Below are 22,810 nucleotides of genomic sequence, written 5' to 3'. Positions count from 1 at the left end.
TTCTCTGATTGCTTCTCTTTATGCCTGTCCTTTTGAACCTGACGCTGAACGTTTTACGCGATAAGCCTCGCGTGATCTGGCTTGTGGTTGAAGTACGCCTACCGGCGTCTGTTCTGACGCTTGTTTTTCCTGTTGCTGGATCTTCTGTAGCGCTTCTGCAAGCTCGGCAACAGTAGGGTATGCAAAGATCATGGATAAAGGAATAGTGATGCGGAGAGCATCGCGCAGGCGGGCACATATTTGCGTGCTTAGTAGCGAATGACCACCCAGCGCGAAGAAATTCTCATGCCGACCCACCTCGGGCAGATGGAGCAGCTCCATCCACACCTGTGCGAGCAGCTCTTCAACCGGACCCTGGGGAGCCTCGTGAAGTGTGTCCAGCTGGGTCAGTGCTGGCAGCGGACGCCGGGCGAGGGCCAGGCGATCGATCTTGCCGGTTGCCGTCAGCGGGAAGCGTTCCAGCACCAGAAGGCGAGATGGAAGCATATAGTGGGGGAGGCGCTCTTGAAGATAGGAACGCAGCTCCGCCTCCGTGAGGGTCTGGCCCGCGCCGGGAACGACATAGCTCAGGAGCAGCGGCTCCGTCTGTTGCTCATCCGCAGGTCGCAAGAGCGCAACGGCCTCCAGGACCTGTGGATGTTCCTGAATGGTTGCCTCAATCTCCCCGAGCTCGATGCGGAAGCCTCGCACCTTGATCTGCTGATCGAGACGGCCCAGAAACTCCAGGGAGCCATCGTCTCGCCAGCGTGCGCGATCCCCCGAACGATAGAGGCGAGCCGAAGGTAGCGTGCTGAATGGATGAGGCACAAAGCGCTCAGCAGTGAGATCGGGACGATGCAGATAGCCGCGAGCCAGCCCTTCGCCGCCCAGATAGAGCTCGCCCGCCACGCCAATCGGGACCGGCTGCATCTGCCCATCGAGTACATACACCTGCATATTGGCGATCGGCCTGCCGATTGGAACAATGGTCTGTTCATTTTCCAGGGTACAGACTGCTGAAGTTGCCTCAATGGTTGCTTCAGTTGGGCCATAGAAGTTATATAAGGTAGCATGTAGATGTGGATGGGCAAAGAATAGTTCAAGGAGATCGTGTGTAAGCGCTTCGCCGCCACAAAAGACATGGCGCAAAGACGTATTCTGCGCCAGATCCGCTTCACCGAGAAAATGTCGGAGCATAGAAGGCACAAAATGCAGGGCGGTTGCTTGCTGGGTTGTGATTAACTGACTCAAGTAAGCAATGTCACGCTGCCCACCTGGTTCTGCAATAATCACGCTCCCTCCGCTGACCAGTGGCCAGAATATCTCCCACACAGACACATCGAAATTGAGAGATGTTTTGTGAATAATCTTATCTGTTGATGTAAGACGCTTCTCTGATGGTTGCCAGAGGAGCCGGTTACAGATACTTCTATGGCTGATCATCACTCCCTTTGGTTGTCCGGTAGAGCCTGAGGTATAGAGAATATAGGCCAGATTTTGAGGTGCGAGCTGAGTCACCGGATTTCTGCTCTCTGATGCGCCAGCGTCCTGCCAGTCGTCCTTCAGGAGTAGAACCGGTGTCTCTTGCGTCGGGATACGTTCGATCAGCTCGGTTGTCGTGAGTAGGAGCTGAGCCTGTGAATCTCGAATGAGAAAGCCCAGTCGCTGAGCAGGATACTCTGGATCAAGCGGCACATAGGCTCCTCCTGCCTTGAGGATCGCCAGCAGCGCAATGAGCAGCGACGGCGAGCGAGGAAGGCAGAGCGCCACCCGAACTTCGGGCCCGACGCCATGCTGGTGCAACTGTTGAGCAAGCTGATTGGCGTAGCGATTGAGGGCCGAATAGGTCAGCAGATGGTCCTCCGCGGCCAGCGCGATGGCATCAGGGGTGCGCTCTACTTGATGCTCGACGAGCAGTGGAAGGGTAAGAGCCTCAGGCAAAGGCTGGAGTGCGGGTTGCCACTGCTGAAGGAGCTGCTCACGTTCGGATGCTGAAAGCAGCGTATAGGTGTGCAGGGGATGATTGACCTGCCCAGTAACCTGTTCCAATATCTGCTGGAGCCAGCCCGTCATCCGCTCGATGCGCTCCCTGGTAAAGAGTTCAGCATTGTATTTTATGACGCCACTGAGCTCACGACCAGAATCCTGGAAGAAGAGGGTGAGATCGAACTTGCTATTCTCTGCAGGGACCTGCCATCGAGCGACCTGAAGGTGGGGCCAGGCAGGAGGCTCTGCGGCGACATATTGCAGGACCAGCATGGTCTGGATCACCGCAGAGCGACTCAGATCGCGCTCCGTCTCCAGCTCACTCACCAGCTGTTCAAACGGAAAATCTTGATGGGCATAGGCAGAGAGGGTCTGTTCACGCGCCTGGGCAAAGAGCTCGGCAAAGGTCATGTGAGGCGAGAGTCTCAGACGAATGACCAGCGTATTGACAAAGAAGCCGACCAGTTTCTCCACTGCGGCATCGGATCGTTGTGCCACGGGGGTGCCGATCAGCAGATCCTCCTGCCCACTGATGCGCTCGAGAAGAACCGCAAAGACCGAGAGCAGGCCCACAAACAACGTCACCTGTTCCTGCTGACAGCGCAGCAGCAGGCCGGTGCGCACTGCCGCCGGAATTGTAAAGGGAGCATGGGCTCCACGAAAGCGTTGAACAGGTGGACGGGGTCGATCGGCAGGCAGATCCAGCACCAGCGGAGCGTCGCGCAGATAGTCGAGCCAGAACGTTCGCAGCGGAGAGAGTCCCTGTTCCTGAAGCCAGGAACGCTGCCAGAGCGCCACATCGGCAGGCTGAAGCGGCAGCGGAGCCAGAGGATGAGGCTGCCGTTCCAGCAGCGCCTGATAGAGCGCTCGCAGCTCCTCTTCCATCACCTCAAGAGACCAGCCATCCAGAATGATGTGATGGAAAACGAACAGCAGCAGATGCTCCTGAGGTCGCACGCGCAGCACGCAGCCGCGCCATAACGGGGCCTGCGTCAGATCAAAGGGACGCAGAAGGTGCTGCTGGAGAACGTGGAAGACCAGCGCCTGTTGCTCCTCCACCGCAGCAGGATACAGCGCTTCAAGCGAGATCAGAGGCAGCCAGCACGAGAGCGTGGCAGCAATGCGCTGCTGAGGCAATCCCAACACTGCGGGAAAGCAGGTGCGCAGACTTTCATGTCGCTCGACCAGCGCCTGGACGCTCTGCTGGCAGATGGAGAGCTGCAGGGGTCCCTCGAGATGGAGTACCCAGGGAATAAGATAGGTGGTGCTGTCAGGCTGCCACTGCTCCAGAAACCAGAGCCGCTCCTGGGCGAAGGAGAGCGGAAGTGGATCAGGTCGAGCTCCCGCCATCAAGGGAGGAAGAGCCAGGGTCTGCTGCTGTGCCAGATGGAGCACCTGCGCGAACTGTGCAATCGTGGGCGCGGCAAAGAGATCCTGCAGACGCAGCGAGACAGGGAGCCGGGCATGCAGTCGAGCGATAATCTGGGTGGCCAGCAGCGAATGGCCGCCCAGGGCAAAGAAATTGTCATGTCGACCCACCGCCGGAAGATGGAGCAGCTCCATCCACACCTGTGCAAGCAGCTCTTCAACCGGACCCTGAGGAGCCTCGTGAAGTGTGTCCAGCTGGGCCAGCGCTGGCAGCGGACGCCGGGTGAGGGCCAGGCGATCGATCTTGCCGGTCGACGTCAGCGGGAAGCGTTCCAGCACCAGAAGGCGAGCCGGAAGCATATAGTGGGGGAGACGCTCCTGAAGATAGGAACGCAGCTCCGCCTCCGCAAGCGTCTGGCCTGCGCCGGGAACGACATAGCTCAGGAGCAGCGGCTCCGTCTGTTGCTCATCCGCAGGTCGCAAGAGCGCAACGGCCTCCAGGACCTGTGGATGCTGCTGAATGGTTGCCTCAATCTCCCCGAGCTCGATGCGAAAGCCGCGCACCTTGATCTGCTGATCGAGACGGCCCAGAAATTCCAGGGAGCCATCGGCTCGCCAGCGTGCGCGATCCCCCGAACGATAGAGGCGAGCCGAAGGCAGCGTGCTGAATGGATGAGGCACAAAGCGCTCAGCGGTGAGATCGGGACGATGCAGATAGCCGCGAGCCAGCCCTTCGCCACCCAGATAGAGCTCGCCCGCCACGCCAATCGGGACCGGCTGCATCTGCCCATCGAGTACATATACCTGCGTATTGGTGATCGGCCTGCCAATTGAGATGGATAGGCTCGTATTGTTTGCTACCTGACAGTATGTAGAATAGGTTGTATCCTCAGACGGACCATAGAGATTATAGACGCGTTCGACCGTCTCAATCTGATACAACCTCTCTACAAGCTGACTCGAAAGAGGTTCGCCTGCAAGATTGATGATACGTACTCCAGTAAGAAACGGTTGTTCAGCGAGAAAGGCCTGGAGCACCGATGGGACAGTGTTAATGAGCGTAACACCTTGTTGTCTTTGTAGCGGAGCACTGTTCGGAAGATGCTGAACGAGTACCACTTTGCCACCACAGGTTAATGGTGCAAACAGCTCAAAGACAGAGAGATCAAAGCAGATAGAGGTAGAGGCCAGTGTCGCAGAGAGATCTTCAGGAGAATAGGTCAGATGCGCCCATGCAATCAGCGTAGAGGCTGAGCGATGCGTGATGCCAACCCCTTTGGCCTGTCCCGTAGAGCCTGAGGTATAAATGATATAGGCCAGATTTTGAGGTGTGAGCTGAGTCACCGGATTTCTGCTCTCTGATGCGCCAGCGTCCTGCCAGTCGTCCTTCAGGAGTAGAACCGGCGTCTCTTGCGTCGGGATACGTTCGATCAGCTCGGTTGTCGTGAGGAGGAGCTGAGCCTGTGAATCTCGAATGAGAAAGCCCAGTCGCTGAGCAGGATACTCTGGATCAAGCGGCACATAGGCTCCCCCTGCCTTGAGGATAGCCAGCAGCGCAATGAGCAGCGACGGCGAGCGAGGAAGGCAGAGCGCCACCCGAACTTCGGGCCCGACGCCATGCTGGTGCAACTGTTGAGCAAGCTGATTGGCGTAGCGATTGAGGGCCGCATAGGTCAGCAGATGGCCCTCTCCGGCCAGCGCGATGGCATCAGGGGTGCGCTCTACCTGATGCTCGACGAGCAGTGGAAGGGTGAGAGCATCAGACAAGGGCTGGAGTGCGGGCTGCCACTGCTGAAGGAGCCGCTTGCGTTCGGATGCTGAAAGCAGCGTGTAGGTGTGCAGGGGATGATTGACCTGCTCAGCAACCTGCTCCAATAGCTGCTGGAGCCAGCCCGTCATCCGTTCGATGCGTTCCTCGGTAAAAAGATCTTTATCATACTCAAAAAAACCACGCAGCTCGCGGCCAGAATCCTGGAAGAAGAGGGTGAGATCGAACTTGCTATTCTCTGCAGGGACCTGCCAGCGAGCGACCTGAAGGTGAGGCCAGGCAGGAGGCTCTGCGGCGACATGTTGCAGGACCAGCATCGTCTGGATTACCGCAGAGCGACTCAGATCGCGCTCCGTCTCCAGCTCACTCACCAGCTGTTCAAACGGAAAGTCTTGATGAGCATAGGCTGAGAGGGTCTGCTCACGCGCCTGGGCAAAGAGCTCGGCAAAGGTCATGTAGGGCGAGAGTCTCAGACGAATGACCAGCGTATTGACAAAGAAGCCGACCAGTTTCTCCACTGCGGCATCGGATCGTTGTGCCACGGGGGTGCCGATCAGCAGATCCTTATGCCCACTGATCCGCTCAAGAAGAACCGCAAAGATCGAGAGCAGGCCCACAAACAATGTTACCTGTTCCTGCTGACAGCGCAGCAGCAGGCCGGTGCGCACCGCCGCCGGAATTGTAAAGGGAGCATGGGCCCCTCGAAAGCGTTGAACAGGTGGACGGGGTCGATCGGCAGGCAGATCCAGCACCAGCGGAGCGTCGCGCAGATAGTCGAGCCAGAACGTTCGCAGCGGAGAGAGTCCCTGCTCCTCAAGCCAGGAACGCTGCCAGAGCGCTACATCGGCAGGCTGAAGCGGCAGCGGAGCCAGGGGATGAGGCTGCCGTTCCAGCAGCGCCTGATAGAGTGCCCGCAGCTCCTCTTCCATCACCTCAAGAGACCAGCCATCCAGAATGATGTGATGGAAAACGAACAGCAACAGATGCTCCTGGGGTCGCACGCGCAGCACGCAGCCGCGCCATAACGGGGCCTGCGTCAGATCAAAGGGACGCAGAAGGTGCTGCTGAAGAACGTGGAAGACCAGTGCCTGTTGCTCCTCCACCGCAGCAGGATACAGCGCTTCAAGCGAGATGAGAGGAAGCCAGCACGAGAGCGTGGCAGCAATGCGCTGCTGAGGCAATCCCAACACTGCGGGAAAGCAGGTGCGCAGACTTTCATGTCGCTCGACCAGCGCCTGGACGCTCTGCTGACAGATGGAGAGCTCCAGGGGTCCCTCGAGATGGAGCACCCAGGGAATGAGATAGGTGGTACTGTCAGGCTGCCACTGCTCCAGAAACCAGAGCCGCTCCTGGGCGAAGGAGAGCGGAAGTGGATCAGGTCGAGCTCCCGCCACCAAGGGAGGAAGAGCCAGGGTCTGTTGCTGTGCCAGGTGGAGCACCTGCGCGAACTGTGCAATCGTGGGAGCCGCAAAGAGATCCTGCAGACGCAACGAGACAGGCAACCGGGCATGCAGTCGAGCGATAATCTGGGTGCCCAGCAGCGAATGACCGCCCAGGGCAAAGAAATTGTCATGCCGACCCACCGCCGGAAGATGGAGCAGCTCCATCCACACCTGTGCGAGCAGCTCTTCAACCGGACCCTGGGGAGCCTCGTGAAGTGTGTCCAGCTGGCCCAGCGCTGGCAGCGGACGCCGGGCGAGGGCCAGACGATCGATCTTGCCGGTCGCCGTCAGCGGGAAGCGTTCCAGCACCAGAAGGCGAGCCGGAAGCATATAGTGGGGGAGACGCTCCTGAAGATAGGAACGCAGCTCCGCCTCCGCAAGCGTCTGGCCTGCGCCGGGAACGACATAGCTGAGCAGCAGCGGCTCCGTCTGTTGCTCATCCGCAGGTCGCAAGAGCGCAACGGCCTCCAGGACCTGTGGATGCTGCTGAATGGTTGCCTCAATCTCCCCGAGCTCGATGCGAAAGCCACGCACCTTGATCTGCTGATCGAGACGGCCCAGAAACTCCAGGGAGCCATCGGCTCGCCAGCGTGCGCGATCCCCCGAACGATAGAGGCGAGCCGAAGGCAGCGTGCTGAATGGATGAGGCACAAAGCGCTCAGCGGTGAGATCGGAACGATGCAGATAGCCGCGAGCCAGCCCTTCGCCACCCAGATAGAGCTCGCCTGCCACGCCAATCGGGACCGGCTGCATCTGCCCATCGAGTACATACACCTGCGTATTGGTGATCGGCTTGCCGATAGGAGGAGGCGAGAATGCATTGTAATCGTAAACAGCAATCGTCGCACAAACAGTTGATTCGGTTGGACCATAAGCATTAAAAAATGCACAATGCAGGCTCCAACGCGCAGCAACCTCTGCATTACACGCTTCGCCAGCAGTAATAACCGTCTGAAGAGCTGGAAAAGAAGCCTCTGGAAGAACCGCCAGAACCGAAGAGGTACACGTAATCACCGAGATAGCATGTTCTTGCAAAAATCGGATAAGATCAGGTCCAGGTAAAAGTTTCTCCTGCTGAGCCAGATAGAGCGTTGCTCCAACGTCCAATGACATCACCATCTCCCAGACAGAAGCATCGAAACTAAACGAAGAGAATTGTAGCACATGATCTGTTGCATGAAGATGGAATGCCTCAACCTGTGCACAAACAAGATTGCTCAGGCCACGATGATGCAAGATCGTTCCCTTTGGCCTTCCCGTAGATCCAGACGTATAGATAAGATAGCAAGCCTGTTGCGGATGGATTAGAACCTCAGGGGGACTACCAGGTTCATCTAATGCATACTGATGGAGCGTATCAAGAAAAAGTATCTGTGCAGAGGTAGCGGAAAAATACTCTGGAAGATAGCGATGTGCCAATAAAAGCGTCAGGCCCGCATCAGAGACCATAAAATTTAAGCGATCTTGAGGATAGGCAGGGTCTAATGGCACATAAGCCCCCCCTGCTTTGAGCACACCTAAGACGCAGAGCAGCATATCCAATGATCGTTCAACATAAATTCCAACCTGGACCTCAGGACCAACGCCGCAACGTTGCAGATAATGGGCAAATTGATTGGACCGTTTATGGAGTTCTGCGTATGTGAGCGCCATATCGTCGAAGACAACAGCCAGACGATCAGGAGCGTAGTGAGCAGAGGAAGCGAGCAAAGAAAGTGGCGAATAGCGTTCAAAATCAGCGTTCCCCGTCTTATTCCAGTGTTCGATACTCTGAGTATATTCTTCTGGAAGCAGAATTGTATACTCTCCCACCGCATCATCGGGCCGTGTTGTTACCTGCTCCAGCAGATAATAAAAATGGCGAATAAGACGAGTAATAGTCTCTTCTTTGAAAAGCGAGCCATTATATTCCACCCATCCAAGCACATTTTCGCGCCGTATTTCAACATAAATATGAAGCTGTTGATGAGATCTTGATCCATCTTGTGGACCAGCAACAGAGTTATCACCAGCCAGATCGGGCTCTTCTCGGATGCTCACGATCGTTTGAAAAATCGGTAGCTCAACAGTGCTCCCTTCTCCTGCAAGCTCATGAAGTAAAGAGGCAGATGGAAAAGCACGAGAGGCCTCTTCAATGACAGAGTGAACCTCTTGCAAAAAATCACGAAATGAACGCCTTTTATGATAGGAGATCCGTAGAGGGAGAGCAGTCTGCGTGACTGGAAGTAGCTCTATCCCGAGCAAGAAATCATCCTGTTCACTATAGCGAGCAAAGAGAATACTAAGCGTTGTCATAAGATATGAAGAGAGCGGAACCTCTACTTGCCTGAAGGCAGAGGTGATTTTTGGCATCATATCGGGGGGAAGTCTCAATGGAAGATAGGAAGAATGATGCATACGTACTTGCGAGCGAAGAGTATCGGTAGGAAGATCAAGCTGAGCAGTAGCAAGTTGTTTCTGCCAATAAGTGATAGAATCTTCTCTGCGCATTTTTTTTCCAATAGTATCAGAACGTCAAACGAAAAGAAAACAGAATTTTTCTGCTTCTCGTTAAGAATAAACAAAATTCTGTAATTTTTCCTGGCTTTATAACGCTATTTTTCTAGCGTCCAGACGCTAGAAAAATAGCTTCAAAAGCATTCTTTGCCTTTTCGATGTCAATTATCTTGAAGAAAAACAGGGAGAAAGCAAGAGGTAGAGATAAAATAGGTATCATTTTAACAGATGGATGCATGCTGCTTTTGCATAGTACCCATGATGATGACCCTGATATGCTTCAACCTGATGCAAAAGAAAGCCCATGTCAGGGAGGTGGAGATCGTATCTGGCGCTCAGTGTAGCGCAGACCTGGATATGTGGTAGATAGCGCTCACACAAAAAAGGAGAGGCTACAATAGGATCACTCTTGGCAAAAGCAGTAGAGAGCGCTTGAATCACTCTTTTCAGATAGAGGCGCTTTAGCTCTTCGGAAAGCGTATCCTGTAATATCCTCTGTACAAGAGCGTACAGAGTAAGAGTGCGTTTTTTCTTATTGCGTGTAAGCAGTGAAGAATTATACAGAATACTGATATTTTCATAGAGAAGTAAGGGGTCCTGTGCCATACTGGCCAGCCTCTCTCCAAGAAAAGCGGCCCCGTCAATAAAAATTTCCTCCGGAATGTCATTGGGAGCCAGAAAAGCGCAGAGGCGCAGGAGATCCATCGCCCCAGTGCTTTTCGATGCTATCTCTGCAAAAGATGCGCAATAGATGGAGGCCACAGAATGAGGATAGTGTGTTAAGTTGAGTCCACAGAGTGTAAAAGGATTGACCCTGCCAGTATGGTAGAGATGCAGATAATCCACAATATCACACGGGGTCTCTTCAAGATAAGCGCCTACTTGCGCCAGAGCTAATGGTAGCCCCCCCAGGAGCTCAGCAATCTCATATGCAGCTTGATACTCGGCAGGAACAGATGATTGAAGGTAATCTATTGGGACAGGAGAGCTCTGTGGATGCAAGAGTCCTGAGTAACGTAAGAGCAGCTGTGCCCCTTCCTCAGGCTTGAGAGGAGCAACTTCTAGATTAACCGCCAGGGCCCCTAAGGTAGGGAGACGAGTAGTAAACAGAATCGTTCCCTGAAGAGTAGGAGAGAGAAAACGCTGTAACAGCTCTCTTGTGCGGAGATTATCCCATATCAATAGCCATTGTTTATGCATTGACAACCAGCGATGAACGGAAGCAACAAGGTGTTGGCTCCCTTTCTTTGGAGCAACAGGAAGCTGCAACATCTCAGCAATAGCAAGATAGCTCTGTCGAATCTGCTCCTCCGTTCCAGCCTCCACCCAGAAGATGGCCTGGTATGATGAAGCATAGCGGTAAGCAAATTCAACAGCCAGCTGAGTTTTTCCACTGCCGGGCATCCCATATAATGCATAAAAATCCGTAGGGATCACTGCAGCCGTGGATGAGTGAATGGGATGAAGAGTACTCAATAGTTTTTCGTGACCACTGAAAAAGCGATTTCTTTGATATGGGACATTCCAATAGCGATTGAAGGTAGCATCTGATACATCAGACTCCTGGCGAGGCCCCGTTATTGTTGGCACCAGCCCCAACTCAAGTGCACCTTTGCCAAACAGCGCACAGAGCTTCTGGCGAAAATGAGGACTGGGCCTGGCCCTTCCCCGTTCCCAACGATTGATCGTGTATCCATCAGTGCCGATATATCCAGCTACATCACTTTGTGTCCAACCATGAATAAGCCGTTCCTGTCGTAAGCGTTCATTTGGTTGAGAAGGAGCTCTGCCCATGGGAGTTGTCCTCTTTCCGTTTCTGGAGTAGCTCGTATTGAGATAGCAACCATTCGCCGATTCTCACAGATACTGCCTCTGATCTTTGTTAATCGTCCTGAAATATAACTATAATTATATATCTACAAATTGCTCAACGGCAAGAATTAATCCCTCAGGTCTTCTATTAAATCCCTTTTGAATAATCCTCTTTCTTGCACTCTATCAACACATAAAAAAGCCTGAGTGGAGCCTCATAAAAGCCTTATATATGGCCTAACAAGGAGAGTATTTTCGCATGTATACTATATATAGCGATAACGTAAGGAGGTTTTGTTTTCATGGAAAGAGATACTATTGCATTAGATTATATCAGCTTATCCATTCACATTCTTTCTATTGCACAGAATCATTCAAAGCGGCCATATGATAACATTTCCTGCCTGTGTCGAGAGATAGAGCAGATTACGGATAAACATGTTCGGTTATTGTTATACACCGATTCAGAGAAGATGACGGATCTGCTGTCTCCACGTTCAAGTCAGATCATCCTGATTCCCGTTCAGTTCAGAGAGGTCGTTTATGGATCATTGGAAGTAGAGACGCAGAGCCTCAGTTTTTCTGATATAGCTTTGCAGAGATATGTTTTAAGCCTGCTATCCAATATTTGCGCCTGGATATTGCACAGTATCGAGCTGTCAATGATTGTGAATAAAGAGAGCCATAGTCAACCGGCTCTTTCATCATCTTTAACCCGGCGACAACAGGAAGTACTGAAATTGATCTGTCGTGGGTATACACCAAAGATGATCGCGGACACCCTGGCCATCGCTCCTTCAACGGTAGAGAAGCATCGTCAGCAGATCTATGCAAAACTGGATGTGCACAATGAGTACGACGTTATGCATGCTGCTTATAGTGCAGGGTTATTTTCGCCTATTCAAGATCTCATGACTTTTAACGAGAGGGCATGTTCTCGAGCATAAAGTATGGTCACATCCCGGCGAGCCCAATGAGATGGTAGATAGATAGTGGATAGATAGTGGATAGATAGTGGATAGATAGTGGATAGATAGTGGATAGATGGCTGAACAACCATTTGTTGTGTCTTTCCGACAAGAAAGGTAATGAAGAGTGAGCGTTCCACTTGTAGATCGAACCCATTTTACACGAGCCTTAAGTTCACGTCCCTTTGCGCTGTTGTGGATTGGTCAAACGCTCTCCAGTATGGGAGATGGAGCATTTTTTACGGCCCTGGCCTGGCAAGTATTAGCGATCACTGGTTCCAGTGCGGCCATGGGTATTGTGGTTGCGGCGCAAACATTGCCAGCTATTTTTTTCATGTTAATTGGAGGGGTGGCCGCTGATCGTTTACCACGACGGCTGATTATGATCTGGTCAGATATTGGGAGAGCCATTGCTGTACTGACGATTACGGTTTTAGGGTGGCTTCACTTATTGCAATTGTGGCATCTTATTTTTTTAGTCATTCTGTTTGGTATTGCGGACAGTTTTTTTCGGCCTGCGTATCGCTCAATCTCCCCTGAGCTGGTTGAGAAAGATCGATTATCGTCGGCCAATGCGCTTACTGGCTTAAGTAAGCAGATGAATCAGCTGCTTGGACCGATTATAGGAGCCACCCTCGTCGCGTTTATTGGGCCATCGGGAGCATTTGGCTTTGATGGGTTAACATTTATTATCTCCGTACTCTTTCTTCTGGGCGTTCGTTCCTCATTATTTACCCCGGTTTCTGCCAACAAAGAGGCAGCTGTGAAAAGTGTAGTGTCCCCTAAAAAAGGGTTTCTCTTCCTGATGGAAAATGTGCGAGAAGGTCTGAGCTATATTGTTGGCTCAACATGGCTGTGGAGCGGTGTGCTGGTCTCGGCTGGTATTGGGGTCGTCGTAACTGGTGCTCTGGCCATTGCCATGCCAAAGTTAGTCTCTGATTTTTACCACTCGGGGGTCTGGCTCTTTGGTCTTATTAGTACAGCGCTTGCGTTGGGATCAATTAGCTCAATTTTTGTGATAGGGCAATTAAAGACTATCCGTCGGCGCGGTATCGTCCTTTATGGTATTCTCACTTGTTCCTGTCTGGCCTGTGCCGCCTTTGGCATTCCCGGTCCAACGTTTATTCATCCCTTTATTGCTGTGATCGCGGCCCTTCTAATTGGATTCGGCACTGGAGCATCACAAGTGATCTGGCCCACGCTCTTACAAGAGCTCGTACCGCTTGATAAATTAGGCCGGGTAAGTAGCGTTGACGCACTGGGGAGTGTATGCTTGATGCCTATTGGCTTTATCGTGATTGGTAATCTGGTTGATCTATTTGGTCCAGCTATCATATTTATCTGCAGTGGTCTCATTGGTGCTGTTTTTGCCTGTAGTGAGCTCTTTGTCAAAGATGTGCGCCAATTAGAGTAAGAGACGCTATGTAGCTACAATAGCGGTTAGGAAGATGTCAGGTATGAAAAAGGAACATGTGTTATGGTAGACGCTCGTATACTCAAGCTTGCTGAGATCCTGGTCGATCACTCACTCAAAGTTCAGCCCGACGAGAAAGTCATTCTGGCGAGCAGTATTCTTGGTCGGCCTCTCATCATGGAAATGTTACGTTTAATTACGCGTAAAGGAGCTGAAGGCATCCTCGATATCACTTTTTCTGAAATGCCCGATATTCTGCTCTCTGAAATGCCCGAAGATCGCTTAGATCAAATTCCCGAAATAGTAGACTATATCTATCGTCATACGCATTGTCTGGCTAATATTTATGCACCTGAGCAGGCGATCGTAAAGGCTGAGATTCCACTAGAGAGGAAGCAGCGTGCCAGGCGTGCTATGCAATCATTGCGCCAGCATGTGCTCTCCGATATGCGTTGGGTGCTCTGTAACTATCCTACACCTGATTTAGCGAAAGAGGCTGGCATGTCGATGGAGGACTATGAACGTTTTTTCTTCGATGCCTGTTTGATTGACTGGACGGAGCTTGAGCAGCAACTGGCCAAGCTACAGGAATACACGAGGAAGGCGAGCGTTGTAGAGATTCTAACTCCTGATACTCAGCTTACTCTTTCGTTGGAAGGTCGTTCCAGTACAATTGGGGCCGGAATAAAAAATATGCCCGATGGAGAGATCTTCTGGCCACCTGTGGAGACCTTGACGGAGGGAACAATATACTTTGATGTTCCTCTCATCTATGATAAGCACGAAGTATCTGGAATAGAGCTCACGTTTGCTGCCGGGAAGGTCGTGCAAGCGAGGGCAGAGCAAGGGGAAGCGTTTCTGCTGTCGGTACTTGATACAGATGAGGGGGCAAGAACGCTCGGCGAATTTGGTATTGGCTGTAACTATGGGATTAAGCAATATAGTAAAAGCATCTTGTTTGATGAGAAGATAGGCGGGACCATTCATCTTGCCTTAGGAGCCAACGTTGATCCAGCTGGCGGCGGGAAGAATACCTCCTCTATCCACTGGGATCTCATTAAAGATCTCAGAAAGGGTGGTGTCATCAAGATCGATGGTGAGGTCATTCAACAAGATGGAAAGTTCACAATTGCATAATGCAGCTCTTGACGGTTGTCTCTGACTGAGAAGAAGGTTGGAGCGATCGATTGTATCATGGAAAAGGATGCTGAGATGAAAAAATATTGCAAAGCGTATTTCCTGAAGGATCTGCGTCAATTTCCCGACTGGTCTGAGCAACAGGATGAGTCACCGTTGGGAGATGAAGATGTTGTCTACCTCTGGGACGATTTTACTGTGGTGAAAAGTCCAATAGTCCCTGAGAAAGGAATTATCTGGCAGCACGTCACACCAGAATGGCAAGATTTTTGCAAGTCCAGCTTGAAGTTTGAGATCCCAGACGATTTGCGGTATGCCTATTAACTCCTGATGCCTGGTCGCAGGTAGGCAGGTGGTTGCAAAGTGGCTTTGCTTCTACCTGCCTACTACCTGTGAAAATAGCCCATCTCACAAAATAATTGGGTGGTTAAATGGCTGTCGACTCTGCTAGAACGACCAGATGCCCGGTCCCCTCAAGGCTCTCTAATTGAATATCGGCCACACAACGGACGGGCACATAGTTTAGTGTCAGCGTTCCTTCAATATGAGCTACTCCCGTTGCCTGGTCAAAAAAGGCTTTACTCAGATCAGTTGCAGCTCGATCGATGCGTACACCCAGATCAGTACCACCACGGGTCGCGGTAAATTTTATAAAGACATACCCCATTTCTTCCACCCGTTTGCGAAACTCTTCAAGAGAGGGCTTGGGGCCACCTACGGTTACAGGTTGGTCTCCCTGGGATAGACGTTGTACTAAATCATCCATGATAGGTTCCTTTCATAAGTAGCAGTTCGTCAATAGCGGTGTGCTTTCTAGTCCGCCAGACTATCCTCATCCGTGGTTGGGGGTCTACCCTACCGTTAGAGGTAGAGAGGTAGAGATATATATAGAATAAACTCATTGGTATCCTCTATGCAAGTGTACATATTGGAATTCTGTGCGGTAATTTTGACAATAAGCTGAGCGGTCAGGTATACTGGGAAAGAGCACATCTTATTGGTTCTTTTGGGCAATAACTTCAATAAAAGATGATAGCTTACCGTAGAGATTTTTTCTCTGGCTTTCCAACCTTTCAATACGATATCCGACCAATAAGCTTCTCGCGTAGTCTTCACTAAAGAAGTGTCGTATATGACCTTCATTATCAAACATGTCTTCTTCAAGTTGAGTGCCCTTGCCATAGAGCGGATCATTAGTTGTTTTACACATAAAAGCAAGTCGCCCACCTATTTTTAGGACGCGATGTATATCTTGAAACAACTGTTTGGTTACTTTATCGGAATAATAGTGCAACGAAAGTCTTGCGTAAACTCCATCAAACCCATCGGTTTGAAAAGGAAGGGTTCCGTTACTCATGTCTACCACCTGGAAAGTCAGGCCGGGAATAGCACTATACATTTGTTTATTTCTTGCAATCGCTACTTCAGAAAGATCCGTTGCAATAACTGCACAGCCTTGCTGCGCAATGAAAGCTGCGTCAGCACCGAAACCGCAACCCAGCTCAATTATCTTTGCGTGATCTGGGAAAGAGGGTGCAACTTCTTGAGCAAATTCACTTGGCGTTCGTGAAAAAGCTGAATGTTTCCCTTCCATATGGATATTGTTCCAAAGTGCTTGTTGATCCATTAAGTAATTACCTTTCGCTGTGATCATTTTTTAGCTCAAGAAAAACCACTATACACTATAGCATAGTATATACATATTTAGTCGCTAGCTTATTGAGAAGAACCAGCCGACTCTTTGGAGCGAGCAAGCAAAAAGCCAGGAATAGATCAGTTGATCCATTCCTGGCAGGAGTGTGTCTGTTTACAGCTCGCAGGTAAGACTAGCCCATAATCGTGTGGACATAGTGCTGTGTCTCAGCAGGCGTATAAGCGAGCCAGTTGGCACCACCAGCATTAACTGCAGCATTCACATTGCCGGGGCCTGCATTATAGGCGGCCAACGCCTTGGCATAATCACCACCATACATGCGACTGAGGTCAGCCATATGGCGAGCGGCTCCATCCAGCGCCGAATTGGGATCGTACGGATTGACACCCAGGGCCGCAGCCGTTCCGGGCATAAACTGGGCAATCCCGATCGCACCTACCGAAGAGCGAGCATTGGGATTAAAGCCACTCTCTTGCTGAATCTGACGGACAAAGAGATCTGGACTGATACCATGACGAAGAGCCGCAGCGCGGGCCACGCTCTCATAGGAGCTATTTGCCGCAACCGAAGCCGTCTGAACCTGAACGGTTCGTGAGGAAGAAGCCGCAGTGGCAGCGGTGTGTGGTGTCGCGAAGAAGGTCTGGAAGCCCATGAAACCGGTCAGCGCAAGACCAGCAACGGAACCAGCCAGCACCGCACTCCAGCCAGCAGCTTTCTTCTGGGTTGCAGGACGATTGGAGTGGAGGGTGGTTGGAGTGATCATGTTCAGTACGTTCCCTTTCGTGTCAGTGATGGTAAGGAGAGCACACCGTGTGTTCTCGCATGTATGACTGTCTGGTTCTCTATAAGATGTATCAACACCGTGTGGTATTGAACAAGTAGGTGTTGTTTTCTTCAACACCTACAGTATAGAAGCTCAGGCTCACGACGGCCTCACATTCTCAACAAAAAATCTAGCGGGAACCTCACAATGACGCGGCGTACTTTAAAGAGAAGAAACTTTGGCTGGCAAGAGAAGAAACTTTGGCGGATTTCAACCGTAGATCAAGAACCAGAAAGCGTACTTTTACATCTCAGAGGAAGAAAAGGTTTTTCAATACGTTTGTATGGGGACTCTTCAAGTACCATCGCCTGTAAAAATGTTTTGCTCATAATGGATAGTGCTGGCTGATCCAGGCCTGTTGACATGAGATTACTGCATATGCTTCTGTGCCATAATGAGAAGGGATATTGGCGAAAGGCACTTGCATTCCGAACGATTGCGAACAGATTGTGATCATAAAGGAGGTTTAAAATGACGGGTTATATTCAAGTAGTAACGACGATTGATGATGAAGCACTTGCAAAGAAAATTGCAGAAGAGCTCGTCAAACGCCATCTTATTGCATGCGTCCATATTGTTCCTATAACGAGCGTGTACTGGTGGGAAGGGAAGGTGCAGCAGGATCACGAATGGTCCTGCACGATGAAAACACGGGCAGAACTCTATCCAGAAGTGGAGAAGGCCGTTAAAGCAATTCATACGTATGATACGCCAGAGATTATAGCGACTGCTATCGTAGATGGCAGTGAAAAATATCTCCAATGGATTACCGAGACCACTGCGGACCCTTCCTTATAAGTGCGTATAAAGAGTTTATCACTCTTTAATTTTGAAGGCTAATATTGTACGAAGATGTTACTTCAATGAAAGCGAGGGAGCGGTCTGTGTCATTAAGTGCGCATGCAGTTGTGATCAAAGACGAGGAAATCTTGCTCGTTCAGCGCGAAGATTTCAAAGTGTGGGTTTTACCTGAGGGGCAGGTTGAGAAAGGCGAGTCTGTAGCTCAAGCCGCAGTTCGTGAGGTTTCCGAGGAGACTGGCATCGAGGTTGTCCTGACCGGACTGTTAGGAATTTATTTCATGCCCCATTGGATCGGCGATACACACAACGTCGTATTTGCCGCCAGGCCAGTTGGTGGCACCTTACAGCCCCAACAAGGAGAGGCCGATGATGTGAGGTATTTTCGTGTTGATAGGCTCCCTGAACGCCTGCCCTGGTGGCATCGTCAACCGATCCGTGACGCAATTGCTGGTGTAAGATACAACGCCGTATGGCAACAAGACGTTCGCTGGCCGGCAGACTGGATATCAGCGCGAGAGGTGTTTGCCTTGCGTGACCAGGGAGCACTACCAGCATCGTTGATCCATGCAAGTTGGGAGGTATGGTGTCGCGAGCCCCAGCCAGATGAACAATGGCGAGAAATTAATGAAGAATGAGGCGAAAGAAGGTCTGATCAGGCAGCATGCTGGTCAAAAAGCAGCGCGACGAGTGGCCAATCTTCTTTTGAACGAGGTCAGCGAAATGAGCTAATGCAGTCTCTCAGTAAGCGAGCAGCTCCATTTGCACAGAAGAGCTGATCTTCCCTTCAATCTGTCGAATCGCGGCAAACCTTTCTGGCAAAGGGCACTACTAGGTATGATCATCTGGGCCAAAGCCGTACAGTGGACCAAACTCGCTTACATAGTGCTGGAATAAGGCTAATCCGTTAATGCACGTCCAGCTCGTCCTCGTCAACTCTTCGCGCTTCTTCTCCACTGCCACAATAGCTTTTTCTGGCCTGCCTGCTGATAGCTCGTCAAGCACTGGTTGGATGATATCGAAGGTATAGCCAGCCTCTCTGAGCAAGACGACCACGCGCAGACGGTGCATCTGGAGCTCGTCATAGAGACGATAGTGGCTACTCTGATCGCGCAGCGGGTGCAAAAGGCCCTGCTGTTCCCAAAAATGGAGGGCCGAGACACGTACGCCTACCTGTCTGGCCGCCTCTCCGATGCGGAAGCGTTCAGGATACGAGGCGCTGTGTAGGGGCGTGGATGGGTCGGTTAATGTACGCAGAGCAGAGAGTGTCTGTTCAATCTGTAAACGCTTGCTGGCAAGCTCGGCGTGACGCTCATTGATCGTTGTCAGTGCAGCGGAAAGGTCACCTCGATGGAGTGCCTGCATAATTGCTGATGTTCGTGGCCAGCCATAGCCATGGATCATGCTTTTCACTGTCTGGAGTGCAGCAAGATGTCGTTGCGTATACAGGCGATAGCCGCTCGGACTACGTGCGGCTTGCGGAATCAAACCACTTGCCTCGTAATTGCGCACTTGCTGGACACTGATCTTGACCGCCTGTGCGAGATCATGGGTACGCAGGTAGGAACGATCTGTCATGTAAAACCCTCACTTGCTTGTAGAGACTTCATTCAATGGCGACTCTTCTTTTTACCACATCCAATCACCATATTGAGCTTGAATAGGACCTATCAGACAGGCGTTGGATATTTCTTAACCCTCCAATTGGGCATAAGTGTTGTACAGTAAGAAGAGGAAGCCCGCGAAAAGCCTGCTCATACAGGCCTCAAACGCGCGGATGGGAGGGCTACCAATTATTCTGGCACGAGATAATGAGATGGTAGTTATACGATGAATAGGAAGAAAGGGTCAAAATACATGAATGAAGTTCAGATTAGCCACTACCTTACTGAGATTCTTGAGGGGGTGGATGTTGTCATGGATGCTGGGAATAGTTTCTTTTTCTATAATCCAGATAGTGGCCCGGATAGTAGCATCCCTCCAGATCATAGATTTCCGTTTGTCACGCTTGTGACCAGCGATCTGTATGACCAGTTCTCTCAGCTTAGCCGTCCATCGGTCTTTCGCTTGAATATTGGTGTTAGCAAGCAGACGTTTCGCTCACTCTTCGGTGACGTTGCGCGATCTTCCGTCAGGGATAGTGTGGAGATCAGTGACGGGGATGTGAGTGGATACGATTTCACTGCCCTGGATCAGTTGATGCCTCATCCTGAGTATGGCCGCATGTATTGGGTTTGTGTGCTCAATCCCAGCGACAAGACGTTTGAAACCACAGTGCAGCCGATGCTTCTCGAGGCGTATGACATAGCGGTGAGCAAGTATAAGAAGAAAGCAGCGCGATAAATGTGCTGATATGCCTGTCCCAACATGCAGGTATTCAAATTGAATGAAAACCTGCATGTGAAACTCTGAGCCCGGTGATGAGATGGAGCAGGATCATGTGCTTGAACCGATCAATGGCTCCCCACAGGTGGGCCAGGGGTTAGCTTGATCCTTACTAGGAATAGAAACTTTCTAATCCATGAGCGCCCAGAGCGAGGGAGAACTCGCCGCCGTGATGAATCTCATGTTCAAGCACATGCCAGATAATCCATTGGCGGGTATGTGGTACCTCTTCTGGCAGCCCTTGATTCCGTAGCCATGACTGATGAGAGGCTGGAGGCGAAAAAAGCTTTTCGAGATCAGCAGAAGTCCAGCGGTCCAGGGCAGAGGAGATTACGTGCCAGCTCTTCTCAAACAGAGCGACCAATGAATCGGCCCTGGATAAGGCTGCCTCGTCGCCGTCGTCACCATCGCTCCAATCGAGGTTCGGATCTCCTTCACCCATCCACATGTAGAACCAGTTGAAGCGTGCACCAATCATATGATTGAGAAGCTCGCCGATTGAACGAGAATGTGCTGCAATTGGGAGGGCTAGTTGTTCGGAAGAAAGCGATGAGATCGTTTTGATAAGTGTCTGCTGATAGTTTTCCCAACCTTGTTTATAGAATGCGACGTGGGGAGATGTTTGCTCTGCCATGACTGTCTACTCCTTAATTCTAATAACGTGTGCGAATGAGTGAGCAGGCCCCTGCTGGTTGTTTAAGCATAAGGACACTCGTGCTCTCCATCAATAAATGGAGAGCACGTTAAATTTGCTGGCTAGCTCCCCTGGAGATAATCTACCAGGCAGGTGCCCAGATGCCAAATTCATTCCCATCGAGGTCGATGAACTGAGCCCATTTCCCCCATGGCTCAGTTGTTGGACCGTGAGAAATAGTCACTCCGCGAGCTTTGAGTGTCTCACAGGTTTTTTCTATATTATCTACATGCAGGACATAGCCAGTCATGCCAGTTCTGTCACCACCACTCTGGCCACGCAGGCCGAGCATGATGTGGGTCTGAGCCCCGGGAGGTGCTACTTCCAGCCAGCGCTCAGTCTCGCTCATCGGCTGGTCATCGACCTTCTCAAAACCAAGCTTGTTTACATAGAAGTCAAGGGCTTTGTCTTGATCGCTGACGCCCACATTGATCGTACCAATTTTTGTGAACATACAAATTTCCTTTTTATCATCACAATCAAACAACAGTATGGATGTGCGTGACCGGCTCAGAAAAAAATTCTGAGCTGCCTTTTGTTTATTCTTTTTGAGGATATAAAAAGTGGAAATTCTGTTCGTGAGTTTGCATTTTGCAAGAAACTCGCACTTTTTAGGGGGTAATTACGCCTGGTTGGAGCATAGAGAGGTGTATGGTAGATCACACTACTATTGTGTTGTGTTAGATAGTCCTTCTTTAAAAAGAAAGGTATCATCAACATAGAATTGAAATAGAGATTTGAACATAAAAATTTAAATCGCAAGAAGAAAGGCACTTCTTATGCAAACAATCACTGTAAAAAACAAATCTGCGCTTCTCTCTGAAAATGGCCTCTACCTTATTCTACAATCAGACCCTTATGGCCTTTATGTTAAAGACGGTACCCCTGATCCACGGGTATGTATCCTGGCAGGTGAAGATGTGAAATATAATGGCTCGACCTATAATAAATATGCTTCTTCATGGCAGTTCTATCCCGACTGCCTGCATACTGCTGAAGAGGTGCTCAAAAACAAGAAGTTAGAGCTGGGTGGAGATCAAAGTAAGGTTTCGCCAACCGGGGCCGCCTTTGGCACCAGCGATGCCGCCAACATCCTCGCAGCGAATACGGCACGCGCTAACCATGTCAATGCGACCAATGATAATGCCAATCCTGGCCTGGGTCAGGCCTATGTCATGGTCGTGACCACCGCCGTTGTGGGTGGCATCAGCTATCCCTATCATGCTGCTGGTGTCGTGGCAATCGATGGCAACGATCGCATTACCGTTGAGGTGCTGGCTGGCATCTCTGACGCCCAGGCTCGTAAAGATAAAGGGGCGTTTCATATGTACACCGTTAATGATGCGGTCCACTCGTTTCATGCCGCCTGGAGCACTGATCCTCATCTGAGCGCTGGCCCTGTCACGATCGTAATTGAAGCTCGCTAGCCCTGACTGTGCTAGATGTATAGCGCCAGGCGTCTGGGAAACGTTCCCTATTGAGGCTCTAAAACTATAGATACGATGTCAGCGAAATGGAGTATTTCCTGACATCGTATGCAGTTTTGCTGATCACATACGGGCTTTTGTTTAAGAATGAGTAATCTGCAAGAGGCGGAGGTGAATGATTTGCTGGAGCATCTCCTCCGAAATAGGACGATCAAGAGGGATACGAATTGCGCCTTTGGAGGAGCTATAGTCTTGGAGTTGGTCCTGGAGCGTCTCTATTACCTGGCCGCTATAGGGGTAGATGCCAATATGGTTTTTACGGGCGGCAAATCCAAGCAAAGGCTTGTTCCGATATTTGAGGGTCGGCATCCCATAGACAATAGCCTCTTCTGCATCTGGCACTGTCTGTTTCGCAAGAGCACGAATACGATCGAGCTCTTTTCTTTTCGAAGGTTCAACGGTTGTTAAATAATCATCTATTGCTGTCATACTATGATTATGGCGTATCTGAACCATCTCTGTCAAGTCTATTCTGGATCTGTTTGTATAAGCGTGATCATACACGTAAAATCGTCATATCTTCCTGTTTTATCTATCCACTTTTTTATACAAATGCCAGTCACGCAATAGCTGAAGTAGACTTTGAAAACCCTTGAGCT

Annotated in this window: 17 protein-coding genes; 8 read left to right on the top strand and 9 right to left on the bottom strand. The window is 50.8% G+C overall.

Going from position 1 to position 22,810, the window contains the following annotated elements:
* Window positions 1-18: 18 nt before the first annotated feature.
* Window positions 19-9,033, bottom strand: coding sequence for a non-ribosomal peptide synthetase (locus tag EL628_RS27225; RefSeq protein ID WP_126583124.1), 9,015 nt, complete (start codon window positions 9,031-9,033; stop codon window positions 19-21).
* 222 nt (window positions 9,034-9,255) lie between these two features.
* Window positions 9,256-10,833, bottom strand: coding sequence for a helix-turn-helix domain-containing protein (locus tag EL628_RS27220; protein WP_126583123.1), 1,578 nt, complete (start codon window positions 10,831-10,833; stop codon window positions 9,256-9,258).
* A 320-nt stretch (window positions 10,834-11,153) separates the two neighbouring features.
* On the opposite strand from EL628_RS27220, the gene EL628_RS27215 reads away from it, so the two are divergent.
* The 4 genes from EL628_RS27215 to EL628_RS27200 all read left to right on the top strand — a co-directional run bounded on the left by EL628_RS27215 (window position 11,154) and on the right by EL628_RS27200 (window position 14,694).
* A complete protein-coding gene (locus EL628_RS27215; RefSeq protein ID WP_126583122.1) occupies window positions 11,154-11,798 on the top strand; it encodes a response regulator transcription factor in 645 nt (214 codons plus the stop codon).
* Window positions 11,799-11,946: 148 nt separating this feature from the next.
* On the top strand, window positions 11,947-13,233 hold the full coding sequence (locus tag EL628_RS27210; RefSeq protein WP_126583121.1) for an MFS transporter: 1,287 nt from the start codon (window positions 11,947-11,949) through the stop codon (window positions 13,231-13,233).
* 63 nt (window positions 13,234-13,296) lie between these two features.
* Window positions 13,297-14,370: an aminopeptidase gene (locus tag EL628_RS27205; protein ID WP_126583120.1), complete on the top strand. Its 1,074-nt coding sequence runs from the start codon at window positions 13,297-13,299 to the stop codon at window positions 14,368-14,370.
* A gap of 75 nt (window positions 14,371-14,445) precedes the next feature.
* The gene (locus EL628_RS27200; protein WP_218029010.1) at window positions 14,446-14,694 is read left to right on the top strand and encodes a hypothetical protein; all 249 of its coding nucleotides are present in this window, start codon (window positions 14,446-14,448) and stop codon (window positions 14,692-14,694) included.
* A 103-nt stretch (window positions 14,695-14,797) separates the two neighbouring features.
* On the opposite strand, the gene EL628_RS27195 is transcribed toward EL628_RS27200, so the two are convergent.
* The 3 genes from EL628_RS27195 to EL628_RS27185 form a co-directional block, all read right to left on the bottom strand.
* A complete protein-coding gene (locus EL628_RS27195) occupies window positions 14,798-15,136 on the bottom strand; it encodes an MbtH domain protein (protein WP_126583118.1) in 339 nt (112 codons plus the stop codon).
* A gap of 228 nt (window positions 15,137-15,364) precedes the next feature.
* Window positions 15,365-15,997, bottom strand: a complete 633-nt coding sequence (locus tag EL628_RS27190; RefSeq protein ID WP_161975808.1) for a class I SAM-dependent methyltransferase — start codon at window positions 15,995-15,997, stop codon at window positions 15,365-15,367.
* Between the two features lie 199 nt (window positions 15,998-16,196).
* On the bottom strand, window positions 16,197-16,787 hold the full coding sequence (locus EL628_RS27185; RefSeq protein ID WP_126583116.1) for a lytic transglycosylase domain-containing protein: 591 nt from the start codon (window positions 16,785-16,787) through the stop codon (window positions 16,197-16,199).
* 531 nt (window positions 16,788-17,318) lie between these two features.
* Between EL628_RS27185 and cutA the strand changes: the two genes are divergently transcribed.
* Both cutA and EL628_RS27175 read left to right on the top strand, forming a co-directional pair.
* Window positions 17,319-17,645: a divalent-cation tolerance protein CutA gene (gene cutA / locus EL628_RS27180; RefSeq protein WP_126583115.1), complete on the top strand. Its 327-nt coding sequence runs from the start codon at window positions 17,319-17,321 to the stop codon at window positions 17,643-17,645.
* Window positions 17,646-17,731: 86 nt separating this feature from the next.
* Window positions 17,732-18,283 carry an NUDIX domain-containing protein gene (locus EL628_RS27175; RefSeq protein ID WP_161975807.1) on the top strand — a complete coding sequence of 184 codons (552 nt, stop codon included), beginning with the start codon at window positions 17,732-17,734 and terminating at the stop codon, window positions 18,281-18,283.
* Between the two features lie 193 nt (window positions 18,284-18,476).
* Here EL628_RS27175 and EL628_RS27170 read toward each other — a convergent pair whose 3' ends face one another.
* The gene (locus EL628_RS27170; RefSeq protein WP_126583113.1) at window positions 18,477-19,223 is read right to left on the bottom strand and encodes a MerR family transcriptional regulator; all 747 of its coding nucleotides are present in this window, start codon (window positions 19,221-19,223) and stop codon (window positions 18,477-18,479) included.
* Window positions 19,224-19,502: 279 nt separating this feature from the next.
* On the opposite strand from EL628_RS27170, the gene EL628_RS27165 reads away from it, so the two are divergent.
* Window positions 19,503-19,988: a DUF6194 family protein gene (locus EL628_RS27165; RefSeq protein WP_126583112.1), complete on the top strand. Its 486-nt coding sequence runs from the start codon at window positions 19,503-19,505 to the stop codon at window positions 19,986-19,988.
* A 154-nt stretch (window positions 19,989-20,142) separates the two neighbouring features.
* Here EL628_RS27165 and EL628_RS27160 read toward each other — a convergent pair whose 3' ends face one another.
* Both EL628_RS27160 and EL628_RS27155 read right to left on the bottom strand, forming a co-directional pair.
* Complete coding sequence (locus EL628_RS27160; RefSeq protein WP_126583111.1) at window positions 20,143-20,664, bottom strand: DinB family protein; 522 nt, start codon at window positions 20,662-20,664, stop codon at window positions 20,143-20,145.
* Between the two features lie 142 nt (window positions 20,665-20,806).
* Window positions 20,807-21,178: a VOC family protein gene (locus EL628_RS27155; protein ID WP_126583110.1), complete on the bottom strand. Its 372-nt coding sequence runs from the start codon at window positions 21,176-21,178 to the stop codon at window positions 20,807-20,809.
* Between the two features lie 325 nt (window positions 21,179-21,503).
* Here EL628_RS27155 and EL628_RS27150 point away from each other — a divergent pair, with 325 nt between their 5' ends.
* Window positions 21,504-22,151, top strand: a complete 648-nt coding sequence (locus tag EL628_RS27150; RefSeq protein ID WP_126583109.1) for a hypothetical protein — start codon at window positions 21,504-21,506, stop codon at window positions 22,149-22,151.
* Window positions 22,152-22,292: 141 nt separating this feature from the next.
* On the opposite strand, the gene EL628_RS27145 is transcribed toward EL628_RS27150, so the two are convergent.
* Entirely contained in the window at window positions 22,293-22,667 is a 375-nt protein-coding gene (locus EL628_RS27145; RefSeq protein WP_126583108.1) for an iron chaperone, read from the bottom strand.
* Window positions 22,668-22,810 lie beyond the last annotated feature (143 nt).

The organism is Tengunoibacter tsumagoiensis (assembly GCF_003967535.1).
Lineage (GTDB): Bacteria > Chloroflexota > Ktedonobacteria > Ktedonobacterales > Ktedonobacteraceae > Tengunoibacter > Tengunoibacter tsumagoiensis.
This window is presented reverse-complemented; position numbering and strand designations above follow the sequence as displayed.